General features: G+C 68.9%; 16 protein-coding genes. 2 read left to right on the plus strand and 14 right to left on the minus strand.

Annotation, left to right across the window (positions count from 1 at the left end):
- Window positions 1-26: 26 nt before the first annotated feature.
- Window positions 27-782, minus strand: a complete 756-nt coding sequence (locus tag ACEN98_RS27280; RefSeq protein ID WP_413388024.1) for a TetR/AcrR family transcriptional regulator — start codon at window positions 780-782, stop codon at window positions 27-29.
- Complete coding sequence (locus ACEN98_RS27285) at window positions 767-2,215, minus strand: amidase (RefSeq protein WP_413388025.1); 1,449 nt, start codon at window positions 2,213-2,215, stop codon at window positions 767-769. Before ACEN98_RS27285 ends, ACEN98_RS27280 begins: the two co-directional genes overlap by 16 nt.
- A gap of 121 nt (window positions 2,216-2,336) precedes the next feature.
- On the opposite strand from ACEN98_RS27285, the gene ACEN98_RS27290 reads away from it, so the two are divergent.
- Window positions 2,337-3,608 (plus strand): cytochrome P450, encoded by a 1,272-nt coding sequence (locus ACEN98_RS27290; protein WP_413388027.1) that lies wholly within the window; start codon window positions 2,337-2,339, stop codon window positions 3,606-3,608.
- Here ACEN98_RS27290 and ACEN98_RS27295 read toward each other — a convergent pair.
- From ACEN98_RS27295 to ACEN98_RS27345, 11 genes are read right to left on the minus strand one after another with little or no spacing between them, the layout of a single operon-like run.
- A complete protein-coding gene (locus ACEN98_RS27295; protein ID WP_413388028.1) occupies window positions 3,595-4,206 on the minus strand; it encodes a hypothetical protein in 612 nt (203 codons plus the stop codon). The genes ACEN98_RS27290 and ACEN98_RS27295 overlap by 14 nt on opposite strands.
- A gap of 55 nt (window positions 4,207-4,261) precedes the next feature.
- The gene (locus ACEN98_RS27300) at window positions 4,262-5,341 is read right to left on the minus strand and encodes a protein-glutamate methylesterase/protein-glutamine glutaminase (RefSeq protein WP_413388029.1); all 1,080 of its coding nucleotides are present in this window, start codon (window positions 5,339-5,341) and stop codon (window positions 4,262-4,264) included.
- 5 nt (window positions 5,342-5,346) lie between these two features.
- Window positions 5,347-6,165 carry a CheR family methyltransferase gene (locus tag ACEN98_RS27305; RefSeq protein WP_413388030.1) on the minus strand — a complete coding sequence of 273 codons (819 nt, stop codon included), beginning with the start codon at window positions 6,163-6,165 and terminating at the stop codon, window positions 5,347-5,349.
- 5 nt (window positions 6,166-6,170) lie between these two features.
- Window positions 6,171-6,680 carry a chemotaxis protein CheW gene (locus tag ACEN98_RS27310; RefSeq protein ID WP_413388032.1) on the minus strand — a complete coding sequence of 170 codons (510 nt, stop codon included), beginning with the start codon at window positions 6,678-6,680 and terminating at the stop codon, window positions 6,171-6,173.
- Window positions 6,681-6,694: 14 nt separating this feature from the next.
- Window positions 6,695-8,857 (minus strand): methyl-accepting chemotaxis protein, encoded by a 2,163-nt coding sequence (locus ACEN98_RS27315; RefSeq protein WP_413388033.1) that lies wholly within the window; start codon window positions 8,855-8,857, stop codon window positions 6,695-6,697.
- Window positions 8,858-8,873: 16 nt separating this feature from the next.
- Window positions 8,874-10,790, minus strand: a complete 1,917-nt coding sequence (locus tag ACEN98_RS27320; protein ID WP_413388034.1) for a methyl-accepting chemotaxis protein — start codon at window positions 10,788-10,790, stop codon at window positions 8,874-8,876.
- A gap of 30 nt (window positions 10,791-10,820) precedes the next feature.
- Window positions 10,821-12,464 carry a methyl-accepting chemotaxis protein gene (locus ACEN98_RS27325; RefSeq protein ID WP_413388035.1) on the minus strand — a complete coding sequence of 548 codons (1,644 nt, stop codon included), beginning with the start codon at window positions 12,462-12,464 and terminating at the stop codon, window positions 10,821-10,823.
- A 24-nt stretch (window positions 12,465-12,488) separates the two neighbouring features.
- Entirely contained in the window at window positions 12,489-14,618 is a 2,130-nt protein-coding gene (locus tag ACEN98_RS27330) for a chemotaxis protein CheW (RefSeq protein ID WP_413389100.1), read from the minus strand.
- Between the two features lie 2 nt (window positions 14,619-14,620).
- Window positions 14,621-14,923, minus strand: a complete 303-nt coding sequence (locus ACEN98_RS27335; protein ID WP_413388036.1) for a lipid asymmetry maintenance protein MlaB — start codon at window positions 14,921-14,923, stop codon at window positions 14,621-14,623.
- Between the two features lie 44 nt (window positions 14,924-14,967).
- Window positions 14,968-15,336, minus strand: a complete 369-nt coding sequence (locus tag ACEN98_RS27340) for a response regulator (RefSeq protein WP_105377323.1) — start codon at window positions 15,334-15,336, stop codon at window positions 14,968-14,970.
- A 14-nt stretch (window positions 15,337-15,350) separates the two neighbouring features.
- Window positions 15,351-16,526 (minus strand): methyl-accepting chemotaxis protein, encoded by a 1,176-nt coding sequence (locus ACEN98_RS27345; RefSeq protein ID WP_413388037.1) that lies wholly within the window; start codon window positions 16,524-16,526, stop codon window positions 15,351-15,353.
- A 282-nt stretch (window positions 16,527-16,808) separates the two neighbouring features.
- Between ACEN98_RS27345 and ACEN98_RS27350 the strand changes: the two genes are divergently transcribed.
- Window positions 16,809-17,561 (plus strand): sulfite exporter TauE/SafE family protein, encoded by a 753-nt coding sequence (locus ACEN98_RS27350; protein ID WP_413388038.1) that lies wholly within the window; start codon window positions 16,809-16,811, stop codon window positions 17,559-17,561.
- An 86-nt stretch (window positions 17,562-17,647) separates the two neighbouring features.
- On the opposite strand, the gene ilvD is transcribed toward ACEN98_RS27350, so the two are convergent.
- Window positions 17,648-19,510, minus strand: a complete 1,863-nt coding sequence (gene ilvD, locus ACEN98_RS27355) for a dihydroxy-acid dehydratase (RefSeq protein ID WP_413388039.1) — start codon at window positions 19,508-19,510, stop codon at window positions 17,648-17,650.
- Window positions 19,511-19,669: the final 159 nt, after the last annotated feature.

Here is a 19,669-nt window from a genome sequence, read left to right on the forward strand (position 1 = left end):
ATGCGCCCGGTCTCGACGCGGCGCGATCACGTCTTCTTCCAGCACGCGGTGGTCGCCAGCCGTGCCGCGCAATGGTCGGACGCGTCGTGGTGCACGGCCTTTTCCGGCCTGCCGTGGTAGCCCGTGTCACCCTGGGCAGCGCAAGCCGGTGCGCGCTGCCGGGCGCCGCGGTTGCGGTTCCTGACGAGCGCCTCCAGTCCCGCGAGCTGATAGGTCCAGAATGTCGCGAACGCTTGCGCGATGTCCGCACCGGACGCGTACCGTTCCAGGATGGCCGCGATCATCGCCACGGTGTTCGCAAAGACCTGGCGGAGCACCATGTCGAAGTGGGCGTCGGGCGCGGCCGCCGTTTGGCGGCGCACGAAGCGGGCCGCCTGGCGCGCCATCTCCTGCGCCATGCGCTCGCGCACGGGCGCGAAGCGCGTGCCCGCCGCGCCGTTCAGGAGGATCAGCACCGCGAGCCGATGCTCGACCCAGAACTCCAACAGTGCCTTCGCGTGGGCGGAGCCGTCCGCATGCGCGTCGGACCAGCTGCCCAGCGTGTCGAACTCGCGCAGGCGCGCGCGCAGGAGACGGAACAGGCGTGCCGCGATGGCGGGCGTGACGACGGCGTCGAACAGCGCCTGCTTGCTCCCGTAGTACTTGTAGATGTTGCTGGGGGCGATGTCCGCGTCGCGGGCGATGTCGGCCAGCGTGGCCTGCACATAGCCCCGCTGCGCGAACGTGCGCGCGGCCGCGGCCAGGATGCGGTCGCGGACGTCGTCTTTCAATCGTTGCGGCATGCCAGCCCGTCCTGCATCGCGCGCAGCCGCGGCGCCCAGTCCGCCGCCGCTTCGAGCTGGAACGCGAGGCGCAGCAGCAGCGCATCCGCGTCGTGCGCGGCCGTGAATTGGCAGCCCAGCGGCAGGCCCGCCTCGGACCAGTACAGCGGCACCGACATCGCGGGCCAGCCCGCCAGCGACGCGGGCACGGTGTAGCCGGCCAGCCGGTTGGTGAACGCGATCAGGTCGTCCGGGTCCTGGCCGGGGCCGTGGCGGCCAAGCGGGAAGGCGGTGAACGGGACCGTGGGGCTCAACAGCACATCGAAACCGGCGCCGGCCGCCCGCGCCGACGCGCCTGCCGCCGCCAGCGCCGCGCCGGCGGCCCGCACCTCGTCGGCCGATGCCGCCCGCGCGCGCCGGACCAGGTCGCGCGTATAGGGTTCGAACAGGCCCGCGTCGAAGGCCGGCCCCATCAGCGCCGCCGCCTGGTCCGCCATGCCGGCCAGCCCGGCCGCCGTGAGCGTGAAAAAGGCGCGGCTCACGGCCGGTGCGTCGCAGGCCGGGCCCGCCGTCTCGACGACGTCGTGGCCCAGGTCCGTGCACAGGCGCGTGGCGGCGTCCAGCGCGGCGAGGGCGTCGGGCGACGGGAGTTCTCCAAACAGGTCGCGGCGGTAGACGCCGATGCGCAGGCGGGGGGGCGGCGTGTCGCGCAGCGCCGCGAGGTCCGGCAGCGGCGCCGCGTGGCCGGGCGCTTCGGTCGCCTTCAGCCACGCCGCGCTGTCGCGCACCGAGCGGCTCACGCAGTGGTCGGCAAGGAGGGCGGCCGTCGGCATGTCCGGCGGGATATCGGCGGCCACCGTGCGTCCGCGGCTGGGCTTGAAGCCGAACAGGCCGCAGAACGAGGCGGGGCCGCGGATGGAACCGCCGCCGTCGGACGCGTGCGCCACCGGCACCATCCCCGCCGCGACGGCCGCCGCCGCGCCGCCGGACGAACCGCCCGCCGACAGGTCGTGCCGCCATGGATTGCGCGTGGGGCCCGTCGCGAGGGGTTCCGTCGTGCCCAGCAGGCCGAATTCCGATGTGGTGCTCTTGCCCAGCACGACGAGGCCCGCACGCCGCAGCGCCTGCGCATACGGCGACGTACCCGGCAGCCGCGCGCCGTGGAACAGGCGCGAACCGAACCCCGTCGGGAAGCCGGGAAACGCGAGCAGGTCCTTGACGAGCGTGGGCACGCCCGCGAACACGCCGCCGGGCTCGCGGCCGTCCGCCTGGCGCCGTGCCGCCTCGGGGTCGAAGTCGACGAGCGCGTTCACGCGCGGTTGCAGCGCCTCGATGCGCGCGATGGCAGCCTCCAGCAGCTCGGCGGGCGCGATGTCGCCCGTGCGGATCAGCGCCGCCTGCCCCGTCGCGTCCAGGTCCAGCAGCAGCGCGGCGTCCCGTCCAGTCGTTCCCATGGTCGTCTCCGGTGAGATTTTAAAAGAGAATGCATCATTCTTTTTTAATCGTCAAGCGCGACCGGCGGGCCGAAAAATGATAAAGTGCGGGCCCCGGCATGTGCCGGCAGACCATCATCCAATGAATCGCATGAGAGATCTCGCGCCAATCGTGCCGGATGCGGACGCGGCACCGTTCGACGCCGCCTTCCTGCACGATCCGTATCCCACCTATCGCCGCCTGCGCGCGGCGGGACCGGTGCTGTGGCGCGAGGACGTGTTCCAGGGCGCCTGGGTGCTGACGCGCCACGCGGACATCGAACTGGCGCTGCGCGATGCGCGCCTGTCGTCGCAGCGCACGGGCGGCTGGATCAAGCGCATCCCCGGCGTCGACGCGAGCCTGGCGGGACGCCGCGCCCAGGCGGGCCTCGACCTGTTCCAGCGCCTGTTCGGCAGCGCGATGGTGTTCCTGGACGGCGCCGACCACCAGCGTGTGCGCAAGGCGATGGCGGCCGGTTTTCATCCGACCCTGATCCGCGCCTTGCGGGCCGACGTCGAGCGGCTCACCGACGAACTGCTGGACGGTCTCGACGCGCAAGCCGGCTTCGACTTCATCGCCGAAGTCGCGCGTCCGCTGCCGTCGCGCGTCATCGGCCTGATGCTGGGCATCGCCCGCAAGGACGAGGCGCGCTTCATGGCGTGGTCGGACGACCTTGCCGCCTTCATCGGCGCGCTGCAGCCGACGGCCGACCAGCTGCGCGCGGCCCAGCGCAGCCTGTTGCAGATGGTGCGCTATTTCGACGCGCTGCTGCCCGCGCGCCGGGCGTCCCCCGGCACGGACCTCGTCAGCCGCCTGCTGCAGGCCGAGGCCGCGGGCGAACTGCGCGCGGACGGCGAGTTGCTGGCGCAATGCGCGATGCTGCTGTTCGCCGGCCACGAGACGACGCGCAACCTGCTCGGCAATGGCCTGTACACGCTGCTCACGCACCCGGACGCGTGGGCGCGGCTGCGCGCGGACGAAGACGGCATCACGCTCGCCATCCGCGAACTGCTGCGCTACGACAGTCCCGTGCAGTACACGGGCCGGCGCGTCGCCACGGAACTCACCTTGCACGGCACCACGCTCAGGCGCGGCGACCTCGTGATCGCGCTGATCGGCGCGGCGAACCGCGATCCGGACCGCTTCGCCGATCCGGACACGTTCGACATCACGCGCCGCGCCGGCAGCCACCTGTCGTTCGGCAGCGGACCGCACGTGTGCATTGGCGCCGGCCTGTCGCTGCTGGAGGCCGACGTCGTGCTGCGCGCTGTGCTGCGCCGCTGGCCGACGCTCCGCATGCCCGACGCGGCCCCGCGCTGGAACGGCATCGCCGGCCTGCGCGGGCTGGCCGCGCTGCCCGTCAGCGTTTCGTGAAATACTCGACGGCGTCGTAGTTGACGCCGTTCGACTTGACCTCGACCAGCTCGCCGCCCACGATGGCCAGGCCGTCGAACGGCGCCGGTTCGGCCGCGTAGATCCGGTCGGGCACGCACACGGCACCGCCCGCGTAATCGATGCACCAGTTGGGCTGGCCGTCGACGATCTTGCGGCTGACGAAGGTGCCCGTCAACGTGACGCTGCGCTGCGGCTGCTGCGCCGTCACCTTGTCGATGGAGGCCGAGACCGATCCCGGCATGATGGACGAGGTCACTGTGCCGACCCAGGTCGCCGTCGTGGGGGCGCTCCACACTTGCGTGGCGATGACGTCGCCCGTGCAGGCCGTGTTGGCATAGTAATTCGTCGTGACGGCGATCGTGAGCGCATTGTTCGATCCGGCCGCGCGCGCGATGACGGCCGTGTCGACCGCGTGCGACGCGCACGCGGAGGTCCACGTGCCGACGTACGCGTCGAGGTTGCCGTTGCTGGACACGGGCGGCGTCAGCGGGGTATTCCCCGTGCCGGCATTGCCGCCGCCACCGCCGCAGGCAGTCAGGCACACAGCGAGCGCGGCGGCATACATTCCTTTGTTCATCTCACTCTCCTGGCATCAGCTTCTGGATCGGCTGTTCAGGAGCGATGATACGCGATCAGCGCACCCCGAGCTGCTGCAGGATCTCGCGGTCGATCGCTTTCAACGGCACGGATTTCTCGACGCCGCCCCGTTTGACGGCTTCCTTCGGCATGCCGTAGACGACGCAGCTGTCCTCGTCCTGCGCGACGGTGCGCGCGCCCGCCTTGCGCATCTCGAGCAGGCCGGCCGCGCCGTCGTCGCCCATGCCCGTCATGATGATGCCCAGCGCGTTGGCGCCCGCGTGCCTGGCGACGGAACGGAACAGCACGTCGACGGACGGGCGGTGGCGGTTCACGAGCGGGCCGTCGATGACGTCCACGTGGTAGTTGGCGCCGTCGCGCCGCAGCAGCATGTGCCTGCCGCCCGGCGCGATCAGCGCGCGGCCCGGCAGCACGCGGTCGCCGTGGCGCGCCTCGCGCACCTCGATCTGGCACAGGCCGTTCAGGCGGTCGGCGAAGGCGGCCGTGAATTTTTCCGGCATGTGCTGCACGATGACGATGCCGGGCGTGACGCGCGGCAGCGCCGCCAGCACTTCTTCCAAAGCCAGCGTGCCGCCCGTGGAGGTGCCGATGGCGACGACGCGCTCGGTCGTGCGCAGCAGGGCGCGCGTGTCGGGCGCGGCCGGCAGCACGGCGTCCGCGGTCAGCTTTACGGCGACGGGCGCGGGCGCGGCGCGTGCCGCCAGCCTGCGCACGTTCGCGTGGCTCGCCGCGCGCACGGCGGAGATCAGTTCGTCCGCGCTCTCGCTGAGGAAGTCCTTCAGGCCCAGCTTGGGTTTCGTGATGATGGACACGGCGCCCGCCGCGAGCGCGGCCATCGTCGTCTCCGCGCCTTTTTCCGTCAGCGTCGAGCAGATGACGACGGGCGTGGGCCGCTCCGCCATGATCTTGCGGAGGAACGTGATGCCGTCCATGCGCGGCATCTCCACGTCCAGCAGGATCACGTCGGGCCAGGCCTGCTTCATGCGCTCGATGGCGAGCAGCGGGTCGGCCACGGCGTGCAGCAGGCGGATGCCGGGCGCGGATTCCAGCACCGCGCCGACGACCTTGCGCACGACGGCCGAGTCGTCGACCACCATCACATCGATTGTTTTCATGCCGGTTAGGGTAGACGGTAGACGGAAGGGATCACGGCACGGAGCACGTCGCCCATCTCCTGCAGGCTTTCCGAGTGGCCGATGAACAGATGGCCGCCCGATTTGATACGCTGCATGATGCGCGTGACGACCTGGCGCTTGGTGTCGCCGTTAAAGTAGATCATCACGTTGCGCAGGAAGACGAGGTCGTAGGTGCCCAGGTCGCCGGGCAGCGCCGTGTTCAGGTTCACCTGGCGGAACTGCACGCGCTCGCGCAGGCCGCGTTCCACGAGCAGCGTGCCGTGCTGGTCGCGGATGCCCTTCAGGCAATAGCGGCGCAGGTAGTCCTGCGGCACGTGGGTCGCGCGCTCCATCGGATAGTGGCCGGTGCGGGCGCGCTCCAGCACGCGCGTGCTGATGTCGGAGGCCACGACTTCCCACGGCGCCGATCCCAGCACGTCGGCCAGCACCATCGCGATGCTGTACGGTTCCTCGCCGGACGAGCAGGCCGCGCTCCACACGCGGAACGGCGCATTCGCCCGCAGCGACGGGCGCGCCGCTTCGGCCGCTTCGCGCAGCAGCTCGAAGTGGCGCGCCTCGCGGAAGAAATAGGTCTCGTTCGTCGTCAGCAGGTCGACGGCCAGCTGCACCTCGTCCTTGTGCGCGCCGTCCGTCAGCAGCCGGAAATAGGCGTCGTACGACGGCAGGCCGAAATGCTGCAGGCGCTTGGCGAGGCGGCCGCTGACCAGTGCCTTCTTCGAATCGGACATCGAGATGCCGGCGATGTCGAAGATGAAGCGCTGGAAGCGCGCGAACTCGCCCTGGCTGATCGCACAGTTCTGCATGGCGCTCAGGCGGCGAGGGCGTCGGCGCCGGCCAGGTCGGGCAGGCCGTCCAGCGCGAGCACCTGCTGCACGTTCAGCAGGATGACGAACTTGCCGTTCACCTTGCCCATGCCGGCGATGAAGTCGCCGCGGATGCGCGTACCGAACGACGGCGCCGGTTCGATGTCGGCGGCCGCGATGTCCAGCACGGCGCTGACGGCATCGACGACGACGCCCGTCAGCTGGCGCTCGCCGTCGTGTTCGAGTTCGACGATGACGATGCACGTGCGCTTGCCCGCCACGGATTGCGGCCGGCCGAAGCGGGCCGCGAGGTCCATCACGGGCACGACGGCGCCGCGCAGGTTGATCACGCCGCGGATCGCGTCCGGCATCATCGGTACTTCCGTGAGGCCGGAGAACTCGATGATCTCCTTGACGGCCATGATGCCGATGCCGAAGGCTTCGCCGCCCAGCATGAAGGTGAGGTATTGGGCGGACTGGGCGTCCGCGTGCGTTGCCTGGTTCGTGTGCGTCATACGGTCACCGTGGATCAGAAATGGGTGAAACTGGCTTCGTCGGGCTCGGCCTGGATCGGCGCGCCGCCGGCCACGCGCAGCGTCGTGCGCTTGGCGCGGGGCGCCGGGCGCGTGCGGGCAGTGTGGCCAGCCGCGCCGGCCGCGAGGCGGAAGAAGCCCATCGTCTGCTGCAGCTGCTCGGCCTGGGAACTCATTTCCTCGGCCGTCGCCGCCAGCTCTTCGGAGCTGGACGCGTTCTGCTGCGTCGTCTGGGCAAGCTGGCCCACCGCCGCGTTGATCTGGCCGACGCCGGCCGACTGTTCTTCCGACGCGGCCGTGATTTCCTGCACGAGGTCCGACGTCTTGCGGATGTTCGGCACCATCTGGTCGAGCAGGGTGCCGGCGCGTTCCGCCAGCTCCACGCTGTTGGTCGCCACTTCGCCGATCTCCTGTGCCGCGACCTGGCTGCGTTCGGCCAGCTTGCGCACCTCGGCGGCGACGACGGCGAAGCCCTTGCCGTGTTCGCCGGCGCGGGCGGCCTCGATGGCGGCGTTCAGTGCCAGCAGGTTGGTCTGGTAGGCGATGTCGTCGATGATGCCGATCTTCTTGGCGATCTGGTTCATCGCGGCCACGGTTTCCTTCACGGCCGCGCCGCCTTCGGTCGCTTCCCTGGCAGCATTGGTCGCCATGCCGTCGGTGACTTTCGCGTTCTCGGTGTTCTGCGCGATCGATGCCGTCATCTGCTCGATCGACGCGCTGGTCTCCTCGACGCCCGCCGCCTGTTCGCCCGATGCCTGCGACAGCGACTGCGCCGTCGCGCTCACCTGCTCGGACGCGCTGGCGAGGGAATCGGCGGCCGCGTTGACCTCGGCCACCACCTGCGCCAGCTTGTCCACGGTGTTGTTCGCGTATTCCTTCAGCTTGGCGAACTCGCCCTCGTAGGACTTGTCGATGCGCTTGGTGAGATCGCCTTCCGACATCGCGCCCATCACGCGCACCACGTCCTCGACCGATGCGCTCGTCGTCGCCACCAGCTGGTTCAGGCCTTCGCCCATCTCTTTCTGGAAGCCCTGCAGGCCCGCCAGTTCCACGCGCTCGTCGAAGTTGCCGCGATTGGCCGTCTGCACGACGCGGCGCTGGCCCTCGATCACCTGCGTCAGCTTGTGCACGGTGTTGTTCGTATATTCCTTCAGCTCGCCGAAGGCGCCCTGGTACGGCTTGTCGATCTGGTTCGAGAGGTCGCCGCGCGACACCGCGCCCATCACGCGCACCACGTCGGTGATGCTGGCGCCGGTCGTCGCCATCAACTGGTTCAGGCCTTCACCCATCTCCTTCTGGAAGCCCTGCAGGCCCGCCAGGTCGACGCGCGCATCGAAATTCCCGCGGTTCGCGGCTTCCACCGCGGCGCGCTGGCCGTCGATGACCTGAGTGAGCTTCGCGACCATGCCCTTGACGGCGGCCAGCATGCTGGCGTCGTCGCCCGGCTTCGTGTGAATGTCGGCGTCCAGGTCGCCGCCCGCGATGCGGGCCATGACGGCCCCCGCGTACGCCGGTTCGCCGCCCAGTTGGGCCAGCAGGCTGCGGGTGATGTAGAAACCGAGCAGGCCGACGGCCGCCAGCGTGGCGACGGCAAAGGCGAGCGACATCGTCTCCGCCGAGTTCTGGATCGCGACGGCACGCTCGCCGCCGTTCTTCGCCAGTTCCTCGTTGTACGTGCGGTGGTTCGCGAACGCTTCCCAGTTCTTGTCCGCCAGGGCGACCTTCGCCATCATCAGGTCGCGCGCTTCGGTGTTCTTGCCGCCGCGCGAGAGCTTCAGCACCTCGTCCACGACGCGGGCGTAGTCCGCGAGGCTGGCGCGGTCGGCCGCGAGCAGCGCCTTGTCCTTGTCGTCCGAAACGAGCGACTCGTATTTCTTGAGCGCCTCGTCGATCTTGCGGCGGTTCTCGCCGATCTGCTGGTCGATCGCGGCCAGGTTGTCCGCGTCGGTCTGCGCGATATGCTGCCACACTCGGGTCCGGTACACGGCCAGCTGTTCGAACGCTTCGTCGAGGGCGAGGAAGCTGGGAACCGAATTGACCGTGCCATAGCTTGCCGCATCGTAGACGCGGACGAGCTGGTAGCGCCCCATTGCCGCCAGGGCGACGATACCGATGAGCGCTGCCAGCACGAGCAGGATCATCTTCTTTACGACTGTCATGGTATTTCCTTAACTTTTAAAAGTGTGCGAAGTCGGCTTCGTCCGGTGCGCCGACCGAGGCGAGTGCCAGCGTCCCGATCGTCCTCGGGGCATGGCGCTTCGCCGTATTTGTCTTGAACGGCTTGCCGGCGGCCGCTTTGATGCTGTGTCCCGCGTCCAGCTTGAAGAACGCCATCGCCTGCTGCAGCTGCTCGGCCTGGGAACTCATTTCCTCGGCCGTCGCGGCCAGCTCTTCGGAACTGGATGCGTTCTGCTGCGTCGTCTGGCTCATCTGGCCGACCGCCGCGTTGATCTGGCCGACGCCGGCCGATTGCTCTTCCGATGCGGCCGTGATTTCCTGCACGAGGTCCGAGGTCTTGCGGATGTTCGGCACCATCTGGTCGAGCAGGCCGCCGGCGCGCTCGGCCAGTTCCACGCTGCCCGTCGCCACTTCGCCGATTTCCTGCGCGGCGACCTGGCTGCGTTCGGCCAGCTTGCGCACCTCGGCGGCGACGACGGCGAAGCCCTTGCCGTGTTCCCCGGCGCGGGCCGCCTCGATGGCGGCGTTCAGCGCCAGCAGGTTGGTCTGGTAGGCGATGTCGTCGATGATCCCGATCTGCTTCGCGATCCGCTTCATGGCGGCGACGGTCGCCTTCACCGCTTCACCGCCTTCCGCGGCCTCGCGCGCGGCCTGCGTGGCCATGCCGTCGGTGACGCGGGCATTCTCCGTGTTCTGCGAGATCGATGCCGTCATCTGTTCCAGCGAGGCGCTCGTCTCCTCGACGCCGGCCGCCTGCTCGGACGCCGACTGCGACAGCGCCTGCGCCGTCGCGCTGACTTCCTCCGACGCCGACGCCAGCGACTGCGCGCTGCCGTTGACGTCGCCGACGACCTGCGCCAGCCGGTCCATGGTGCCGTTCGAATAATCCTTCAGCTTCGCGAACGCGCCCTGGTAATCCTTGTCGATGCGCTTCGTCAGGTCGCCTTCGGCCAGCGCAGACATGACGCGCACGACGTCGTCGATGCTGGCGCCGGTCGTCGTCACGAGCTGGTTCAGGCCATCGCCCATCTCTTTCTGGAACCCCTGCATCCCGGCCGTGTCGACGCGTACGCCGAACTCGCCGCGGTTGGCCGCTTCCACGACGGCGCGCTGGCCCGCGATCACCTGGCGCAGCTTCGTCACCATCTGGCCGACGGCGTGCAGCATGCTGTCGTTGTCGCCGCGGCGCAGCGCCACGTCGCCGGACAGGTCGCCGTTCGCGATGCGCTTGAGCAGGTCGGCCGCGTAGGCCGGCTCGCCGCCCAGCGTACGGGTGAGGCTCAGGGTGATCCAGAAAGCCATGCCCACGCCCATCAGGACCGCGGCGGCGCCCAGCAGCGTGAGGCGGTTGCGGGTCTCGACGTATTCGGCCGACGCGTCCGTGGCCGACTGCTCCATCGACGCATTCTGGTGATCGATCAGCTTTTCGATCGCCTTGATGTACGCGTCCTGCACCGGCTGGATCTGCGTCGTCAGCAGTGTCCTGGCCTCGGCGCGCTTGCCTTCGTGTATGAGGCGCACGAACTGGTCCTGCACCACCAGGTTTTTCTGGCGCTGCTGGTTCATGCCCTCCATGATTTGGCGTCCGGCGGCTGACTTGACGAGGTTCTGCAGCTTCTCGATATCCGCGCGCTGGTCGTTGCGCGATTCGTCGAACTGCGCCAGCTCGCGCCGGGTCGCTTCCGGATCCTCCGTCAGCACGATGTTGCGCATCGCGGTGGCGATCTCGTGGATGTTGCCGATCGCGTCGTAGCTGAGCACGACCTTCGGATACTTGTCGTTGGCCATCTCGCCAACGTTGTCGCTGACGCTGGCGACGCTGTGGATGCCCATCGCGACGACGGCGGCCAGCAACACGCTGACGGTGCCGAAGCCAAGTGCCAGGCGGGCGCTGACTTTCAGGTTACGGAACATGGCAGGTCTCCTCGGGGCGGCTGCGCGGTATCAGAAACGGGTGAAACTGGCTTCGTCCAGGTCCGCCTCGGCGGCGTACGCGGGGTTGTGCATGGCGATGCCCTTGCGCTTCGGCGCCGCGGCCGGATGCGCGGGCGCGCGCCGTGCCGGCAGGCGCGCCGGCGCCGGCGCGTCGCCGCCCGCCAGGCGGAAGAACGCCATCGCCTGCTGCAGCTGCTCGGCCTGGGAACTCATTTCCTCGGCCGTCGCGGCCAGCTCTTCGGAGCTGGATGCGTTCTGCTGCGTCGTCTGGCTCATCTGGCCGACCGCCGCGTTGATCTGGCCGACGCCGGCCGATTGCTCTTCCGATGCCGCCGTGATTTCCTGCACGAGGTCCGAGGTCTTGCGGATGTTCGGCACCATCCGGTCGAGCAGGCCGCCGGCGCGCTCGGCCAGCTCCACGCTGCTCGTCGCCACTTCGCCGATTTCCTGCGCGGCGACCTGGCTGCGTTCGGCCAGCTTGCGCACCTCGGCGGCGACGACGGCGAAGCCCTTGCCGTGTTCCCCGGCGCGAGCCGCCTCGATGGCGGCGTTCAGCGCCAGCAGGTTGGTCTGGTAGGCGATGTCGTCGATGATCCCGATCTGCTTCGCGATCCGCTTCATGGCGGCGACGGTCGCCTTCACCGCTTCGCCGCCTTCCGCGGCCTCGCGCGCGGCCTGCGTGGCCATGCCGTCGGTGACGCGGGCATTCTCCGTGTTCTGCGAGATCGATGCCGTCATCTGTTCCAGCGAGGCGCTCGTCTCCTCGACGCCGGCCGCCTGCTCGGACGCCGACTGCGACAGCGCCTGCGCCGTCGCGCTGACTTCCTCCGACGCCGACGCCAGCGACTGGGCGCCGCCGTTCACGTCGCCGACGACCTGCGTCAGCTTCGCGATCATGTTCTTCATCGCGGCCAGCAGCAGGCCGGCCTCGTCGCGCGCATGGCTCTCGATGTGCACCGTGAGGTCGCCGGCCGCCAGGCGGTCGGCCGCGTTCACGGCGACGCGCAGCGGACGGGTGACGGACAGGGTGATGAAGGCCGCCACCGTCAGCGCGAGCAGGGCGGCGCCCGCCGTCATCGCGATCACCAGCCGGCGCGTCTCTTCATACGTGGCACCCGCCTCGTCGGCCTTCTTCTGCATCTTGTCGGACTGGTGCCTGGTCAGTTCGTCGACGGCCGCGATCAGTTCGCGGTTGAGCGGGACATAGGTCTTGCTGACGAATTCCGCGGCATGCTGGCGGTCGCCGCGCACCAGGCCATAGAACTGGGCATACGCCGGTTCCAGGGCCGCATGCCTGTCTGTGATCTGCTTGAGCATCTTCTTGCCGGTTTCGCTGGCGACGAGCCTGGTGAGTTCGGCGATGCGTCCGTTCGTGTCGGCGCGCAGCTGTTCGATCACCTTGCGATAGCGCTCGCTTTCCGCTTCGTCGCTGGTGAGCAGCATGCCGCGCATCTGGCGCGGGGCGTCGACGACGTCGCGGATCAGGTCCTTGGCGATGGCGACTTTCGGGTAGGCATCCGCCGTGATGTAGGCGGTGGCATCGTTCATGACCGCCATGCGGTTCATGGCCAGCAGCGCGATCGCCAGCAGGAGCAGCAGTACCGCACCGAAGCCGAGGCCCAGGCGGATGCCGATTTTCAGGTTCTTGAGCATGTGGCTCTCCACTTCAGTTAAATGTCAGGCCGCGGCGGCCTGGCTTTCGTGTTCGACGCCGGCCAGCAGGGCCGCCATGTCGAGGATCAGTGCGACGTCGCCGTTGCCGAGGATCGAGGAGCCGGACAGGAAGCGCGCGCCGGCGAACACCTTGCCGAGCGGCTTGATCACGGTCTGGAATTCGCCCAGCAGGCTGTCGACGACGAGGCCGGCCTTGCTGCCGCCGTAGCGCACGACGACGATGCTGCGGCGCCGTGCCGGCACGCCTTTGACGCCGAAGCGTTCCCTCAGGCGCACGAAGGGCAGCGGCTGGCCGCGCAAATCGACCCAGTCGCAGCCCGGCTGTTCGACGAACTCGATGCATTCCTCGATCATGTCCATCGGGATCACGAACACCGACTTGCCGACGCCGACCTGGAACCCGTTGATGATCGCCAGCGTCAGGGGCAGGCGCACCGTGACGGTGGTGCCTTGCCCTTCGGTGCTGGCGATGTCGACGCTGCCGCGCAGCGCGACGATGTTGCGCTTGACGACGTCCATGCCCACGCCGCGGCCGGACAGGTTCGTCACCTGTTCCGCCGTCGAGAAGCCCGGTTCGAAGATCAGGTTGAAGATTTCCTTGTCCGTGAGCAGGCGGCCCGGCTCGACGAGGCCGCGTTCGACGGCTTTCGCGAGGATGCGCTCCCGTTTCAGGCCGCCGCCGTCGTCCGACACTTCGATCACGATGCTGCCCGAGTCGTGGTAGGCGTTCAGGGCGACGGTGCCCTGGGCCGGCTTGCCGCGCGCGGCGCGCACGTCGGCCGGCTCGATGCCGTGGTCCATCGCGTTGCGCACGAGGTGCGTGAGCGGGTCGCCGATCTTCTCGACGACGGTCTTGTCCAGTTCCGCGTCCTCGCCGCTGACCACCAGGCGGATGTCCTTGCCCAGCTCGCGCGCCACGTCGTGCACGACGCGCTGGAAGCGGTTGAACGTGGCGCCGATCTTCACCATGCGCAGCTGGAGCGCGCTGTCGCGCACTTCCTCGACGAGGCTGGACAGCGTCGACGTGCATTCCAGCAGCTCGGGGATCTGCGTGCGGCGCGCGATCAGGTTGGCGCCCGCGCCCGCGATGATCAATTCGCCCACGAGGTTGATCAGGCGGTCCAGCTTGTCCGCATCCACGCGCACCGAGCGGCTTTCCTGCTGCTGGCGCGGCGCGTCCGGCGCCTGGCGCTGCTTCGCGAGGGCCGCTTCGACGACGGGTGCGCGCACGGTGCCCTGTTCGACGAGGATCGCGCCGATCGGTTGCGCCGGCGCGCTGCTTGCAGCCTGCGCCGCCAGCGCGTGTTCCAGTTCGTGCGCGGTGACGCTGCCGCAGCGGACGAGCATCTGGCCCAGGCGCTCGCGCTGCGCCGGCGCCTCGTCCAGCCACGCGAGGTATTCGGCGAGGCGGTTCTCGGGCGGCAGGATGCGGATCGCGCAGTCGTCGCGCACGAAGTCGAACACGCCGTCGATCGTCGCCTTGTCGGCGGTGCCGTGGAAGCCGATCTCGAAGCCGAGGTAGCACGACTCGGGATCGAACTCGTCCAGCGCCGGCAGGTCGTCGGCGATCGTCGCGATGCCGGTGATGGTGCCCAGCTGGCCCAGGTAGCGGATGAACGACAGCGGGTCCATGCCGTTGCGCAGCACGTCGGGGCCGAAGCGCAGCGAGATGTGCCAGTGGCCGGCCGCGCCGCCGGTCGCTTCGGGTGCCGTGGTGGCGGCGGCGGCGGTGGGCGCCGGTGCCGCGCCGCCGTCCAGGTAGGCCTGCAATTGGGCGACGAGCGGCGCGCCTGCCGCGGCGAGGTCCGCATCGTCGAGGGTACCGCTTTCCACCGCGTCGACGAGGGCGCCGATGTGGTCGCGGCATGCGAGCAGCAGCGCGACGAGTTCGTCGCCGACGGGGATGGCGCCGTCGCGCACCTTGTCCAGGACGCTCTCGGCCACGTGCGTGAATCGCACGACGGGGTCGAGGCCGAACATGCCGGCCGATCCCTTGATCGTGTGCGCCGCGCGGAAGATCGCGTTGACGGCGTCGAGGCCGTCGCGCGTGACCGCGAGCAGGGCGCTTTCCATCTGCTCCAGCAGTTCGCGGCTTTCGGCGATGAAGGTGTGCGTCACATGGTCGATGTCGATGCTCATGCAGGCTCTCCTTCGGCGGTCATGCCGAGCATTGCGAACGCGTCGCACACGGCGGGGCTGGCGTCCCGCAGCGCGAGCGCCTTGCCGAGGCGCCGGGCTTCACGCCGCGCCACGAGCAGCAGCTGCATGCCGGCGCAGTCGAACTCCGTCACCTGGGACAGGTCGAGCGTGGGCGCATCGATCGTGCGTACGGCGTCCAGCAGCACGGGATGCAGCTCCGCGGCGCGGTAGATCGTCATTTCGCCTTCGACCGCCAGGCATGCGGCGGCCCCTTGGCTCGTTTCGCCAATAATCGTCATTGCATCATTGCTCCGTGATGGCCGGCCTGCGCCGGCGCGGTGGGTCAGCCGAACGTCAGCTTCTGGACGGCGGCCAGCAGGGCTTCCGGCTTGAACGGCTTGACCATCCACGCTTTCGCGCCGGCGGCCTTGCCCTGTTCCTTCTTGTCTTCCTGCGACTCGGTGGTCAGCATGAGGACCGGGGTGAACTTGTAGGCGGGACGGGTCTTCAGTTCGCGCACGAACGCGATGCCGTCCATGTTGGGCATGTTGACGTCGCTGATGATCAGGTTGACCTTCTGGCCGGTCAGCTTGGCCAGCGCGTCCTTGCCGTCGACGCCTTCGATGACGTCATAGCCGGCCTGCCTGAGTGCGATGCCGACGACCTGGCGGATCGAGATCGAATCGTCCACCACCATGATGGTTTTTGCCATGGTTAAATCCTAGTCTAGAAAAACGTGATGTCTTCGGCCAGCTGCGGCGCGGGCTTCGCGGTGCTCTTGTGGAGCGTGCGTTCCTCGGCCATCGCGTAGGTGCTTTCGAGTTCGGCCAGCAGGCTGCGGGCATCGAGGCCGCCACCTTGCTGTTGCTCGTCCAGCCACGAGGGCAGGCGGGCGATGTTGTCGCGGACGTGCGACAGGATCTGGCTGACGCGGTCCTGGAACTGCAGCTGCACGAGCGCGTCGCCGACTTCCGCCTGGATGCCGGCGCTCTCGCGCTGGAGCAGGCCGGACGAGGCCACGAGGGCGTCGGTGACGCCGCGCAGGGACCCGAGCACGTTGCCGATCATCTGTTCGGACGCCTGCACGGCGCGCGTCTCCGCGCGCATGGAGTCCTCGGCCGCGCGGCACGTGACGTCGATCGCGGCGCTGATGCGGCCGACCTGTTCGGCGATGTGCTTGCCCGCGTCGGCCGAGCGGTTCGACAGCATGCGCACCTCGCTCGCGACGACCGCGAAACCGCGTCCCGCCTCGCCCGCGCGCGCCGCCTCGATGGCCGCGTTCAGCGCCAGCAGGTTGGTCTGCCACGCGATGCTGGCGACGTCCGCCGCCATCTCCTGCAAGGTGGCCGTGATTTCTTCCAGGCCTTCGATCTTCTGCAGCATCTGCTGCTTGCTGGCGGCCGCGCCGGCCAGCATGTCCAGCAGCGAGCGCAATTCCTTTTCGCTGGCCGCGAACGCGTCGACGATGGTGTCGCCGTTGCGCGCCGTGCCCGACGCGTCCAGCGCCTGGCCGAGACGGGTGACGATGCCGGAGAAGCGCTCGACGAGGGCGACGACGGCCGTCTCCATCTGGGCGCGCGACGCATCGATGTGCGACGCCCAGACGCCGGCCACGTCGGCGCTGAACGCGCGGCGGTCGGCGAAGTCGGCGCCGGGGGATTGCCCGGCCTGCGGCAGGGGCGCGCGCAGGGCGGCGAACGCGCCACCGGCCAGGAGGAGGGCGGCGCACAGCCAGCCATGCCACTGCCAGCCGGCCAGCGGGACGATGACGCCCGACGCGGCCACGGCCACGATCAGCGGGGAATAAGTTTGCAGGGGGCGTAGTCGGGGCACGCGGCGCTCCGTCGATGTTCGGGTAGGTTTCGTGTTTGCGGTATCTGGGACCGCATCGGTGCTGATCATGTCAGATCGAATTGCCGTGTGGCAAGCTTCTTGCCGAGAAATGTCACGGATACGCGGGGAAAACAACACTTGCTTGAGTGATCGCTAACATATTGTCGCAAAAGGACTTTTCGATTCGCTACGCGGTTTCGACGCCTTGCCAACCCAGCGGGAATCCCGGGATTATCGTTCCAATATTTAACGCGCAGGCATGGCGGGCGTAATCGTGCCTTCGGCTGGGTCGAAGTGTGACGCCGGAATTGCCGGATTGCGGGCGCCCAGCCCGCCGACTACCATCGTGACATGAATACAATGATTCTCACGTTCGCGGCAGGCACGGTGGCCGGTGCTATGAATGCGCTGGCGGGCGGTGGTTCGTTCGTCAGCCTGCCGGCGCTGATCGCGGCGGGTGTGCCTCCGGTGCAGGCGAATACGTCGAGCACGGTCGCGCTGTTTCCGGGTGGATTGGCCAGCGCGTGGGCCTATCGCGACGGCCTGGGGCCGGTCGGCGCCGTGCCGCTGCGCGCGCTGCTGGCCGCGACCCTGTGCGGCGGCCTCGTCGGCGCCGTGCTGTTGCTGCGGACGTCATCCGGCGCGTTCACGGCCGTGCTGCCCTGGCTGCTGCTGGTGGCGTCCATCGCGCTCGCGTTCGGGCGGCGCATCGGCGAAGCCCTGCGCGCGCGCTGGCGCATCCACGCACGCGCCGTGCTGGCCGTGCAGTTCGCGCTGGGCGTCTACGGCGGTTATTTCGGCGGGGCGGTGGGGATCATGATGATCGCGATGTGGGGACTGCTCGACAACCGCGACCTGAAACTGTTGAATGCGCCGCGCACGTTGCTGGTCAGCGCGGCGAACACGGTGGCGGTACTCGCGTTCATCGCGGCCGGCGCGGTGCGCTGGCCGGAGACGCTGGCGCTGCTGGCCGGCGCGACGCTCGGGGGGTACGGCGGCGCGCACATCGGACGGCGGGCGCCGCCGGGGGTGATCCGCGCCGTCACGCTGTGCGCGACGACCGCGATCACGGTTGCCTTCTTCGTCAAAACCTACTTTGTGTGAGGACACCATGCTGCAGGCATTGCTCGCAACCATAGGCGTGCTGGCCATCGCGGCCAGCATCGCCGCCAAGTTCGTCAGGCTGCCGGTCAGCGCTTCAGTTGCGACAGGTCGCGCACGGCGCCGCGGTCGGCCGACGTGGTCAGCGCCGCGTAGGCACGTAGTGCCTGCGAGACTGCGCGCTCGCGGTTGACCGGCTGCCACGCGGCGTCGCCGCGCGCTTCCATCGCCGCGCGGCGGTGCGCCATCTCTTCAGCCGTCACGCGCAGGTTGATGGTGCGGTTCGGGATGTCGATGTCGATCATGTCGCCTTCCTCGACGAGGCCGATCGCGCCGCCTTCCGCCGCTTCCGGCGACGCGTGGCCGATCACGAGGCCCGACGAGCCGCCCGAGAAGCGGCCATCCGTGAACAGCGCGCACGCCTTGCCGAGCCCCTTCGACTTGATGTAGGACGTCGGGTACAGCATTTCCTGCATGCCCGGGCCGCCTTTCGGGCCTTCGTAGCGGATGATGACGACGTCGCCCGCGTGCACGGTATCGCCCAGGATGTTTTCCACGGCCGCATCCTGGCTTTCGAACACGCGCGCCTTGCCCGAGAACTTCAGGATGCTTTCGTCGACGCCGGCCGTCTTCACGATGCAGCCCTTTTCCGCGATGTTCCCGTACAGGACCGCGAGGCCGCCGTCCTGCGAGTAGGCGTGGGCGCGGTCGCGGATGCAGCCTTCGGCGCGATCGAGGTCGGCGCTGTCGAAGCGCTCGGCCTGCGAGAACGCGACCTGCGTCGGCACGCCGCCCGGCGCCGCGCGGAACAGTCGATGCACGGCCTGGTCGTCGCTGCGCTTGATGTCGTATTTCTCGATCGCGTCGCCCAGCGTCGGGGAGTGCACGGTCGGCAGCGACGTGTCGAGCAGGCCCGCGCGCGCCAGTTCGCCGAGGATGGCGACGATGCCGCCGGCGCGGTGCACGTCTTCGATGTGGTACTTGTTCGTCATCGGCGCGACCTTGCACAGGCAAGGCACGTTGCGCGAGATGCGGTCGATGTCGGCCATCGTGAATTCCACGCCGGCCTCGTGCGCGGCCGCCAGCAGGTGCAGCACCGTGTTGGTGGAACCGCCCATCGACACGTCCAGCGCCATCGCGTTCTCGAACGCGGTCTTGGTCGCGATGCTGCGCGGGAGGATCGTGTAGTCGTCGCCCTCGTAGTGGCGCTTGGCCAGGTCGACGATCAGGCGGCCGGCGCGCAGGAACAGTTCCTTGCGGTCGGCGTGGGTGGCGACGATGGTGCCGTTACCCGGCAGCGACAGGCCCAGCGCCTCGGTCAGGCAGTTCATCGAGTTCGCCGTGAACATGCCGGAGCAGGAACCGCAGGTGGGGCAGGCCGAGCGCTCGACTTCGGCCACGTCGGCGTCGGAGATCTTCGAGTCGCCGGCCTGGATCATCGCGTCGACGAGGTCCAGCTTGATGATCTTCTTGTCGTTGTTGACGACCTTGATCACCTTGCCCGCTTCCATCGGGCCGCCCGACACGAACACGGTCGGGATGTTGATGCGCATGGCGGCCATCAGCATGCCCGGGGTGATCTTGTCGCAGTTCGAGATACAGACCATCGCGTCGGCGCAGTGGGCGTTGACCATGTACTCGACGGAGTCGGCGATCAGGTCGCGCGACGGCAGCGAGTACAGCATGCCGCCGTGGCCCATCGCGATGCCGTCGTCGACGGCGATGGTGTTGAATTCCTTGGCGACGCCGCCCGCCGCCTCGATCTCGCGCGCGACCAGCTGGCCCAGGTCCTTCAGGTGCACGTGGCCCGGCACGAACTGGGTGAACGAGTTGACGACGGCGATGATCGGCTTGTCGAAGTCGCCGTCCTTCATGCCGGTCGCGCGCCACAGGGCGCGGGCGCCCGCCATGTTGCGGCCCTGGGTCGTGGTGTGGGAACGGTAAGTCGGCATGGTGTCTCCTCGGGAAATCGCAAAACCCCAAGAGTGCCGTGGGTATGGAAAGTTGTCCAATATATGATTCGGTGGGCTGTGATTCGCATTTCATATCAATCACGCCGGGCCGCCCGCCGGGTTCCGTATCGGGCGGCCCGCCGTGAAAGCGAGTCCTAT

Source organism: Massilia sp. CT11-137 (genome assembly GCF_047302885.1).
GTDB classification, from domain to species: Bacteria; Pseudomonadota; Gammaproteobacteria; order Burkholderiales; family Burkholderiaceae_D; genus Telluria; species Telluria orientalis.

What these genes read in the sequence shown, in the direction of transcription:
- ilvD (WP_413388039.1), bottom strand. Translation starts at nt 19,510, where the DNA reads ATGCCGACTTACCGTTCCCACACCACGACCCAGGGCCGCAACATGGCG.
- ACEN98_RS27350 (WP_413388038.1), top strand. Translation starts at nt 16,809, where the DNA reads ATGAATACAATGATTCTCACGTTCGCGGCAGGCACGGTGGCCGGTGCT.
- ACEN98_RS27345 (WP_413388037.1), bottom strand. Translation starts at nt 16,526, where the DNA reads ATGATCAGCACCGATGCGGTCCCAGATACCGCAAACACGAAACCTACC.
- ACEN98_RS27290 (WP_413388027.1), top strand. Translation starts at nt 2,337, where the DNA reads ATGAATCGCATGAGAGATCTCGCGCCAATCGTGCCGGATGCGGACGCG.
- ACEN98_RS27300 (WP_413388029.1), bottom strand. Translation starts at nt 5,341, where the DNA reads ATGAAAACAATCGATGTGATGGTGGTCGACGACTCGGCCGTCGTGCGC.
- ACEN98_RS27325 (WP_413388035.1), bottom strand. Translation starts at nt 12,464, where the DNA reads ATGCTCAAGAACCTGAAAATCGGCATCCGCCTGGGCCTCGGCTTCGGT.
- ACEN98_RS27320 (WP_413388034.1), bottom strand. Translation starts at nt 10,790, where the DNA reads ATGTTCCGTAACCTGAAAGTCAGCGCCCGCCTGGCACTTGGCTTCGGC.
- ACEN98_RS27285 (WP_413388025.1), bottom strand. Translation starts at nt 2,215, where the DNA reads ATGGGAACGACTGGACGGGACGCCGCGCTGCTGCTGGACCTGGACGCG.
- ACEN98_RS27280 (WP_413388024.1), bottom strand. Translation starts at nt 782, where the DNA reads ATGCCGCAACGATTGAAAGACGACGTCCGCGACCGCATCCTGGCCGCG.
- ACEN98_RS27310 (WP_413388032.1), bottom strand. Translation starts at nt 6,680, where the DNA reads ATGACGCACACGAACCAGGCAACGCACGCGGACGCCCAGTCCGCCCAA.
- ACEN98_RS27340 (WP_105377323.1), bottom strand. Translation starts at nt 15,336, where the DNA reads ATGGCAAAAACCATCATGGTGGTGGACGATTCGATCTCGATCCGCCAG.
- ACEN98_RS27305 (WP_413388030.1), bottom strand. Translation starts at nt 6,165, where the DNA reads ATGCAGAACTGTGCGATCAGCCAGGGCGAGTTCGCGCGCTTCCAGCGC.
- ACEN98_RS27315 (WP_413388033.1), bottom strand. Translation starts at nt 8,857, where the DNA reads ATGACAGTCGTAAAGAAGATGATCCTGCTCGTGCTGGCAGCGCTCATC.
- ACEN98_RS27295 (WP_413388028.1), bottom strand. Translation starts at nt 4,206, where the DNA reads ATGAACAAAGGAATGTATGCCGCCGCGCTCGCTGTGTGCCTGACTGCC.
- ACEN98_RS27335 (WP_413388036.1), bottom strand. Translation starts at nt 14,923, where the DNA reads ATGACGATTATTGGCGAAACGAGCCAAGGGGCCGCCGCATGCCTGGCG.